Origin of the sequence: Faecalibacillus sp. TM498, assembly GCF_020589955.1 — a bacterium.
Lineage (GTDB): Bacteria > Bacillota_I > Bacilli_A > Erysipelotrichales > Coprobacillaceae > Faecalibacillus > Faecalibacillus intestinalis.
Genome location: NZ_JAJDKB010000072.1, coordinates 1 through 8,951, shown reverse-complemented (window position 1 = coordinate 8,951; position 8,951 = coordinate 1). Strand labels below are relative to the sequence as shown.

At 28.6% G+C, this 8,951-nt stretch carries 11 protein-coding genes and 2 tRNA genes; 3 read left to right on the top strand and 10 right to left on the bottom strand.

Going from position 1 to position 8,951, the window contains the following annotated elements; translation table 11 throughout:
* Window positions 1-132 precede the first annotated feature (132 nt).
* The 3 genes from LJD32_RS13915 to LJD32_RS13905 form a co-directional block, all read right to left on the bottom strand.
* Window positions 133-206 (bottom strand) — tRNA-Gly (locus tag LJD32_RS13915).
* 5 nt (window positions 207-211) lie between these two features.
* Window positions 212-298 (bottom strand) — tRNA-Leu (locus LJD32_RS13910).
* A 68-nt stretch (window positions 299-366) separates the two neighbouring features.
* Window positions 367-870 carry a hypothetical protein gene (locus LJD32_RS13905; RefSeq protein WP_119362916.1) on the bottom strand — a complete coding sequence of 168 codons (504 nt, stop codon included), beginning with the start codon at window positions 868-870 and terminating at the stop codon, window positions 367-369.
* A gap of 104 nt (window positions 871-974) precedes the next feature.
* On the opposite strand from LJD32_RS13905, the gene LJD32_RS13900 reads away from it, so the two are divergent.
* Genes LJD32_RS13900 through LJD32_RS13890 form a run of 3 tightly spaced genes read left to right on the top strand, consistent with a single transcriptional unit; the run spans window position 975 to window position 3,324 of the window.
* Window positions 975-1,556 (top strand): hypothetical protein, encoded by a 582-nt coding sequence (locus tag LJD32_RS13900; protein WP_022001187.1) that lies wholly within the window; start codon window positions 975-977, stop codon window positions 1,554-1,556.
* On the top strand, window positions 1,556-2,866 hold the full coding sequence (locus LJD32_RS13895) for an RsmF rRNA methyltransferase first C-terminal domain-containing protein (RefSeq protein ID WP_118348102.1): 1,311 nt from the start codon (window positions 1,556-1,558) through the stop codon (window positions 2,864-2,866). The genes LJD32_RS13900 and LJD32_RS13895 overlap by 1 nt, the downstream gene beginning before the upstream one ends.
* Window positions 2,863-3,324 carry an HD domain-containing protein gene (locus LJD32_RS13890; protein WP_227392683.1) on the top strand — a complete coding sequence of 154 codons (462 nt, stop codon included), beginning with the start codon at window positions 2,863-2,865 and terminating at the stop codon, window positions 3,322-3,324. The genes LJD32_RS13895 and LJD32_RS13890 overlap by 4 nt, the downstream gene beginning before the upstream one ends.
* A 289-nt stretch (window positions 3,325-3,613) precedes the next feature.
* Here LJD32_RS13890 and LJD32_RS13885 read toward each other — a convergent pair whose 3' ends face one another.
* The 7 genes from LJD32_RS13885 to LJD32_RS13855 all read right to left on the bottom strand — a co-directional run bounded on the left by LJD32_RS13885 (window position 3,614) and on the right by LJD32_RS13855 (window position 8,681).
* Window positions 3,614-4,270, bottom strand: a complete 657-nt coding sequence (locus LJD32_RS13885) for an alpha/beta fold hydrolase (protein ID WP_147580917.1) — start codon at window positions 4,268-4,270, stop codon at window positions 3,614-3,616.
* The gene (locus LJD32_RS13880) at window positions 4,270-4,983 is read right to left on the bottom strand and encodes a lysophospholipid acyltransferase family protein (RefSeq protein ID WP_032091679.1); all 714 of its coding nucleotides are present in this window, start codon (window positions 4,981-4,983) and stop codon (window positions 4,270-4,272) included. Before LJD32_RS13880 ends, LJD32_RS13885 begins: the two co-directional genes overlap by 1 nt.
* A gap of 4 nt (window positions 4,984-4,987) precedes the next feature.
* The gene (locus LJD32_RS13875) at window positions 4,988-5,458 is read right to left on the bottom strand and encodes a dihydrofolate reductase (RefSeq protein WP_147580916.1); all 471 of its coding nucleotides are present in this window, start codon (window positions 5,456-5,458) and stop codon (window positions 4,988-4,990) included.
* Window positions 5,458-6,345, bottom strand: coding sequence for a thymidylate synthase (gene thyA / locus LJD32_RS13870; RefSeq protein ID WP_022001193.1), 888 nt, complete (start codon window positions 6,343-6,345; stop codon window positions 5,458-5,460). The genes LJD32_RS13875 and thyA overlap by 1 nt, the downstream gene beginning before the upstream one ends.
* Before the next feature lie 73 nt (window positions 6,346-6,418).
* Window positions 6,419-7,090 carry a hydrolase gene (locus tag LJD32_RS13865; RefSeq protein ID WP_032091681.1) on the bottom strand — a complete coding sequence of 224 codons (672 nt, stop codon included), beginning with the start codon at window positions 7,088-7,090 and terminating at the stop codon, window positions 6,419-6,421.
* Between the two features lie 10 nt (window positions 7,091-7,100).
* A complete protein-coding gene (locus LJD32_RS13860) occupies window positions 7,101-7,985 on the bottom strand; it encodes an ROK family protein (RefSeq protein ID WP_119362913.1) in 885 nt (294 codons plus the stop codon).
* A gap of 63 nt (window positions 7,986-8,048) precedes the next feature.
* Complete coding sequence (locus LJD32_RS13855) at window positions 8,049-8,681, bottom strand: type III toxin-antitoxin system ToxN/AbiQ family toxin (RefSeq protein ID WP_227392682.1); 633 nt, start codon at window positions 8,679-8,681, stop codon at window positions 8,049-8,051.
* Window positions 8,682-8,951: the final 270 nt, after the last annotated feature.

Sequence of the window (8,951 nt, the reverse complement as noted above, 5' to 3'; positions counted from 1 at the left end):
ACCTAATATTCTTATAAAATCTGCTTTCTGAAAGAGTAAATTCTACTTTTATTTTTCATTTTTTTAAAGTGGAATTTAACTTTTCACTTTAGCATATAATAAAAACATCTCATTAGAGATGTTATCATCACTTGGAGCGGGTGATGGGAATCGAACCCACGTAGTCAGCTTGGAAGGCTGAAGTTCTACCATTGAACTACACCCGCAAGTATGGTGCCCGAAACCGGACTCGAACCGGTACAGCTGTTACACCGGCAGATTTTGAGTCTGCTGCGTCTACCAATTTCGCCATTCGGGCTTGTGTGCCTTATCATTATAACAAGACCTTTATTATAAAACAAGCAAAAAATAAAAAAAGAGTATTCCCTACTCTAATTTATCTTTAAAATCATTCCATTTTTCTTCTGTGAAATTTTTTACACGATCAATCCCATTTTCTACATCATCTACAGCATCTTGAAAAACACCTTCCCCATTTCCATAATAATACATCATCAATGTTTTCGTTTTCTTTCCTAATTCTAAAATTTCTTTTTCTTCACTTGATAACTTTTGATCTGTATTTTTTTCTATATACTCTAATCGACTCGCAGCTTCATAAACTTTTTTAGCTTCTTCTTGATTATCTTGAGTAATTCCTTCTTTAATTTTATCATAACCATCTAAAATTGTTTGTGTTAAGGCTTTAACATCTTGTTTAGAAGTATCATTTTCAACATCTTGATCTATCTGATCAAAATCATCTTTTACATCATCCCAAGCAATTTCTACGTTTTCTTTAAAACCACTATCAGTTGTTTGATTTCTACAGCCTGTTAAAGTAAAAGTACAAGTTATTAAAAGTATCAAAGTTATAATATATCTTTTCATTTTATTCCTTCTTTCATTTCTAGTATGTCCTTGATATTTTATTTCATACTTTTATTGAAGAAAAAGCATGTTTTCGATAAAATATAAAAAAAAGAGGAATGCTTATGACAAATAAAGAAAGATTTATAGAATTATATAAAACAAATATAAAAAGACCTGGAAGCGAAAAACTTCTTGAATATTTATTATCTCCACATTCTGATTTCTTTGAAGCACCTGCCAGTGCACGATTTCATGGAAGCTATGATGGTGGATTACTTGAACATAGTTTAAATGTATATGATTGTTTGAAAGATTATCTTCAAAGAGAAAGAGTGAAAGATACATATCAAATGAATTATAGTGAAGAAACAATTGCGATTGTTTCATTATTACATGATTTATGTAAAATTAATTGTTATAAAAAGGGAACACGTAATGTTAAAAAAGATGGTCAATGGATTCAAGTACCAAACTATGAATATGATGATCAATTGCCTTATGGTCATGGTGAAAAAAGTGTTTATATGATTAGTGGGTATATGCGTCTTACAAGAGAAGAAGCCTTTGCGATTAGATATCATATGGGCTTTTCTGGAAATGAAGATGCTAGAAATGTTGGAAAAGCTTTTGAAATGTTTCCTATTGCTTTTGCATTAAGTGTTGCCGATATGGAAGCAACTTATTTTATTGAGGGGAAAAAATAATGAATGAATTATTTATTAAACGAATGAAAGAATTATTAAAAGATGATTTTGATGCTTTTATTAATTCTTTAAATGAAAATGAAGTTAAAGGATTTTATTTAAATCCTTTAAAAAAGGATGTTTTAAATCATTTAAATCATCAATATATAGAAAAACATCCTTATGTAGATGGTGGTTATTATTTTGACTATCTTCATTATCCATTAGGGAAAAGTCCTTATTTTATGTGTGGACTTTATTATATTCAAGAACCAAGTGCTATGAGCGTAGCAGCTTGTTTAGATATTAAAGAAAATGATTATGTTTTAGATATGTGTGGTGCTCCTGGAGGTAAGACGTGTTATGTTGCCAGCCGTCTTTCTAATGAAGGATTAATGATTGCTAATGATATTTCTAAATTACGTGCTTCTATTTTATCAAGTAATATTGAAAGATTTGGTTTAAAAAATACAATTGTGACGAATTGTGATCCTTTAAAAATGAAGTTTGAAAGTTTCTTTGATAAAATCATTTTAGATGCTCCTTGTTCTGGAGAAGGTATGTTTAGAAAAGATAAAGAAGCAATTGATACTTGGTCAATGCAAAAGATAAATGAGTGTGCTTATATTCAAAGAAACTTAATTGATCAAGCATATAAGATGCTTAAAAAAGATGGCATTTTAATTTATTCTACATGTACTTATTCTTTAGATGAAAATGAAAAACAAGTTGAATATATGATCAATGAATTAGGTATGAAATTACTTCCAATTAATAAAAAAGAAGGAATGTCTGATGGTTTTATTGAAGGAACCATTAGAATGTATCCTCACATTAATCGTGGTGAAGGACAATTTATAGCCATGTTACAAAAAACAACAGAAACAGCTATTTCAAAAGAAAAAATCTTAAAACCAAATTTAAAGAAAGAACAGCTACAACTTGTTCAAAAGTTTTATCAAGAAAACTTAAATATTCCTGTACCACCTTATCTTTATCAATCAAATAATCATGTCTATGCTATTTTAAATCATTTTCCTGAACTTCCAATCAAAGTTTTAAGAAATGGTCTTTATTTAGGAGAATGTAAAAAAGGAAGATTTGAACCAAGTCTTTCACTTGCTCTTACTTTAAATAAAGAAGATGTTAAAAGATCTTATAATTTTAAATGTGATAGTCAAGAAGTAAAAGATTATCTTTCTGGTTTAACCTTGAAAGGAAATAATCAAAAAGGATATGGTGTTATTTTTGTAGATGGTTATCCACTTTCTTTCTATAAAGAAAGTAATAATCAAGTTAAAAATTTATATCCTAAAGGACTTAGACGATGAAAAGATATTTAGAAATTGAAAAAATCGTATATCAAGAACTTGAAAAAAACTGTTTTGGAAACAAAAAAAGACAAGGCTATCGTCATCTATTTGGCGTTTCAACCTTATGTATTGCCTATAGTCAGTATGTACAATTAGACTGTGAACTATGCGCTATTATGGGACTTTTACATGATTATTCCGTTTATAAAAACAATACCTCATTTAATCACGCTCAATTTTCAAGTGAACTTACTAGAAAGATGTTAGAAGAAAGTTTATTGTTTGAAAATGAAGAAATAGATATTATCGTTCAAGCTATTAAAAATCATTCAACTAAAAATAAAGTTCATGATCAATATAGTGAACTACTTAAAATGTGTGATGTTTTAGAAACTTATTATCATGATCCTGATTGTATTTTTGATGAATATCATCAAAAATATATTGAAAAAGCATCATTACTTCTTAACAAATAAAGAACCTTAATGGTTCTTTATTTCAGACTGTTGACAAATAAAAAACAACAGTCTTTTCTTTTGTAAAATAAAAAGACATTAAAAATAGAAATTTTAAGTATCTTTATAATACAATTATTCTACTATAAGAAACAATTGTATCTAATTACAACAATTCCTCAACTATAACATTCGAGGAATTAATTAGTAGGAAATAAATATTATTGATAAGATATCAATATTCTATTTTTTAGTTAGAATTTATAACAAAAAAGGATGTTACGATTTAAATTATTTCGTAACATCCCCTTTATTTTAATTCTTCTAATATAATTTTAGCAATCTTTTTGTTATGAATAATATAACTGCTATGATCTTCTCCTTCGAGAATTCTAAACTCACAGTTTTTAATATGATGTGAAATACGTTCAATATGATCTAATTTAATTAAATCATCACTTCCTGCAAGCAGTAATGTTTTAGCTTCTATTTGATGAAGTTGTTGATTAGAAATATGAGGTTCTTCTAACATCATTCTAATTAAAGGATTTTTTGTTTTTTGATATTGTTCCTTCATTTCTTGATAAATTTCTAATATAACCCCATTGGGTTTAACATTGACTCCTGCAAGAATTAAATGATCTACAAGTTTTGGATAAAGACTTCCTATTAATAAACCAATAATTGCTCCATCACTACTTCCCATTAAAGAAACATCTTTTAATTCAAGTTGTTCAATCATTTCTTGAATATCCTTTGCCATATCTAGATAATGATATTCTAGAACTTTATCACTTTGACCATGTCCTCTAGAATCAACAGCATAAACAGTATAATGCTTTTTTAATAATTCTATAGCTTCATCAAAAATACGATGATCTTCTTCATTTCCATGAAGTAAAATTAAAGGTTTCCCTGTTCCTTGTTTTTCATAAAACAAGCGCACACCATTTACATGTATAAACATTAACAATACTCATCCATACACGCTTGAATTCTACTTTGAACAAGAGCAGCAATTTCAGGTGTTTTTAAATCTTTATATTCATCATATTCAATTGGTTTTAAATAATGAATTTGTGCTTTTACGGGTTTAATTGTATTGTTATCAAATACTTGATAACAATCAATCATTGCTACTGGAACAATTGGACAATGAGATTTTAAAGCAATTTTAAAGGTTCCACCTTTAAATTCACCTATTTTATTACCTTGTTGAGAACGTGTTCCTTCTGGATAAATAACATAATTCATACCAGCTTCTATTTCTTTAGAAACGTTTTTAACCATTTTGGCACCATCTCTAATATTACTACGATCTAAAGCATAATAGTCTAATGTTTTAACAACATCTTTAATTAAAATTGTAGATGCTAATTCTTTTTTTAATACAAATTTAGCTGTTTTATCATGTGTTTTAAAAACAGCCACAATATCAAATAATCCTTGATGATTAGGAGTAATGAGATATCCATTTTCTTGAGGAAGATTTTCTAAACCATAACATTCTAAATCTACTCTTGCTTTTTTAACAATTTCATCAGCAACATTATGTATAAATTGATATCCTTCATCAATTGTTGGATATTTTTCTTTATTTTGATATTGTTTTAATTTATAAAACCACCAATAAGGTAATTTAAAAATACATCTTAAGACAACTAAAATAATTCTTTTCATATCATCATCCCTTTTTATAGATTTGTAAGACAAATGTTTCCATTTGTGTTTCTTTTTCTAATTGAAAATTATATTCGTCAAAACTTGGAAAATAGGTTTCACCTTCATGTTTTCCTGGTATTCTAGAAATAATCAGTTCATCTACATAAGGAAGTGCTTGCTTATAAATAGAAGCCCCTCCACAAATAAATAAATCTTCCTTTTTATTTTTATATTCTTGAATCGTTTCTAATAAATCATGTCTTACTTCTACACGTTCATCATCTAATTCACCACGGGTTACAACAATTGTTTTTCTATGAGGAAGTGGTCTTCCTATTGCCATGTATGTTGTTTTTCCCATTAAAATTGTTTGATGAAGTGTTGTTTTTTTAAAATGTTGTAAATCTTCTTTATTATGCCAAGGCATTCCATTAGAAGAGTCTTTTTTACCAATTAATAAATCATCGTCTGTTGCTACAATAATAGAAATCATTAGACACTCACCTTTCCAACAAGTCTGCCATGAGATTGATAATTTTCAATTTTAATATCATCTATTGTAAAATCAAAAATAGATTTAACTTCTGGATTTAAAACAAGTTGACATTTAGGGTAAGGAGTTCTAGAAATTTGTTCCTTAACAACATCAAAATGATCTTTATAAATATGAGCATCTCCTATAGTATGCACAAATTCTTTTGGTTTGTACCCACATACTTGAGCAAGCATTGCTGTAAATAAAGCATAAGATGCAATATTAAATGGTACTCCTAAAAATGTATCTGCACTTCTTTGATATAATTGACAACTTAAATATTTTTTATCATTGCTTACATAAAATTGTAAGAAAGCATGACATGGTGGAAGTGCCATTTCATCAACTTCTGCTGGATTCCAGGCACAAATAATATGTCTTCTTGAAAATGGATTATTTTTTAATGAATCAACAAGTTTTGCTACTTGATCAACACCTTCATTATTAAAATTACGCCATTGTCTACCATAAACTGGTCCTAATTCACCATATTTCACAACAAATGGATCATCTGCTGGTAATTCTTTGATTTTAGCAACAAATTCTTCTAAAGTTTCTCCATGAAAATCTTCACTTTTCTTAAAAGCTTCATAAGGCCATTCATTCCAAATCTTCACATTTCTATCAACAAGATATTTTATATTAGTATCTCCTTTAATAAACCATAATAATTCTTCAGCAATAGGTCTTAAAAACATTTTCTTTGTTGTAAGTAAAGGAAAACCATCTGTTAAATCATAACGTGTTTGATAACCAAAAACACTACGTGTTCCTGTTCCTGTACGATCATCTCTATCTTGACCGTTTTCTAATATATATTGACACATATCTAAATATTGTTTCATTTCATTCACCTCTTTGTCAATTATATAGAAAATCATTTCAATTGTCATCTACAAAAAAAGAGGATTTCTCCTCTTAATCATATCTATGTCGATATTCTTCCATCATTCCTTTAAAGATTTCACCATTTGTAGGTGGTGTAAAGGTTACAGCATTTGCTCCTGCTTGAATAACTTCTCTAACTGTTTCTTCTGTTGGTCCACCAGTAGCAATAATAGGGAAATTAGGATCAATTTCTCTTAATTTTTTAACAATTTTAACAGTATCTTTTCCTCCAGATACATTTATAATATTTGCTTTCGTATGTAACATTCTTTTTTCTAAATCTTCATTTAAAGAAACAATTGTTAAAACAACAGGAATATCAATATCATCTGCTAGATTTTGAACAAATTCAGTTGTTGTTGGTGCATTTAAAACAACAGCTGTTGCTCCATGTAACTCTGCATCTAAAGCAATCGATTCAACACGTTTACCGGCAGTTGTTCCACCACCAACACCAACAAAAACAGGTCTTTGAGCAACTGAAATAATTGCTTCTGTAATTTGAATTGTTGGTGTAAAAGGATAAACCGCAATAACAGCATCCGCATTACAATTAGCAATCACCGCTACATCTGTTGAAAAAACCAATGATTTAATTCTTTTTCCATTAATTAAAACTCCTGTAGCTTCACGATAAACTTCAGGTACAAGAATTGTATGACTTCTAAGTTGGGTATTGATTTTAGGTATTGCTTTATTCATAAAATCCTCCTTAATGTCTTTGAATATAATGATATGTTGCTCCAATTAAATTCGCATCATTTCCAAATTGACATACTTTAATATTTGGTCGTACATGTGCATGCGTTAATTGAGAAAAAATAATATCTAATTGTTCATTGACTTTATCTAATAAATCACTTCTTGATGAAATAGCTCCACCAATAATAATCATGCTTGGATCATAAGCATATTGTAAATTATAAATACCCATTGCAAGAGTACGATAATATTCATCAACATATTTTTTATAAACTTCATTATTATCCGCTTGATCAAAAACTTCTTTACCATCTAAAGTATGATAATCAACGCCTAGTTCCTTAGCCACTCTTTTAGTTACCGCAACAGTTGATCCATCATCTGACCATGTATAATATTTCTTTTCATCTTGATCATATCTCATAATCATATAACCAAATTCTCCACCATGTAATGCATTTCCATGATGAACATGACGATCTTTAATAACTGCTCCACCAATTCCTGTTCCACTAACAATAAAACAGCAATCATTTTCATGACATGCAACACCTTTCCATACTTCTGCAAGGGCTGCACAGTTAGCATCATTTTCAAATTCAACATCTTTATTTAAACGTTGTTTTAAATCTTCTTTAATATTTGGACCATGAATATAATCGATAGCACTTGAACCATAAATAATACCACCATCACTATCAACAGCTCCTGGCATTGATAAAGCAATTCCTTCTACATCTTGATATTCATGAGCTACATTTTCTATTTCTTGATACATTTTTTCTAATGTATCTGGTGTTTTAAATTTATTTGATGAAGACACTCCTCCTTCTTCATTTACAACAGCATATTTGACAGATGTTCCCCCAACATCAAACGCTAAATATTTTTTCATAAGCTTCTCCTTTCGTTTCTTACATTATTATAGTACATTTTTTTGAACAAATCATTAACATCCTTATTTTATAAACACCTTATTCCATTCATCACAATTTCTTTCCAATAATTCAAAATCAACCGTTGCTAATTTTATATAATTATAAGAAGATTTTCTTTTTTTCAGTTTATAAACAATTTGTGCTCGTCTCAATATATCCTCTTGATTTTTAAAACTTCTTAAAACCTGAACTTGATTTATTAATAATCTCTTATACTTTAAATCTTTTTCTAAAAAAATATTAAACTCATGATAACATCCTTCAGGAACAGGAATCATATGATTAAATAATAACTTTCCTAGATATGATTCAACCGTTGGATTCCCATTAAATATTCTTTTAATAGTTGGAACTCGTGTAAATTGAACTTTTTTATGACCATCTTGATCATTATAATAATCTCTTTTATTAGGTGAAGATAAGGGAACAAAATACTTATAACCATTTATTAATACTTTTATAGCAATAAATTTTCTTTGATGATTTCCACTATTATGTATTAAAACTTTTGAATCTGCTTTGTATAAATATTCCATATATTGACTATCAATTTCATAAATATAGCTCCTTTTAGATAATAAAAAAACGAAGAGGTTATCTCTTCGTATAAGTATTTGATTTCTTATAAGAAATCTATGATTTTTTAGCTCCAACTATTTGGCAGGGAATCTCCTGATTTTTTAGCTCCCACTATTTGGCAGGGAATCTCCTGATTTTTGAAGACAGTTTCTCCACTGTTATAATAGCAATTTTTGTCTCAAAATACAATTGATTTATTAAGATTATTCATCTATTTTTAATACATGGATTCCATGGTATTGACAATAAGTGAACTACTCCGACTTACACTTCGTTTAGAAGTCGGAGCTTCTTGCTTCAACCACGACTGCCTCTAATGACAATACATTATAGGTCTTATACAG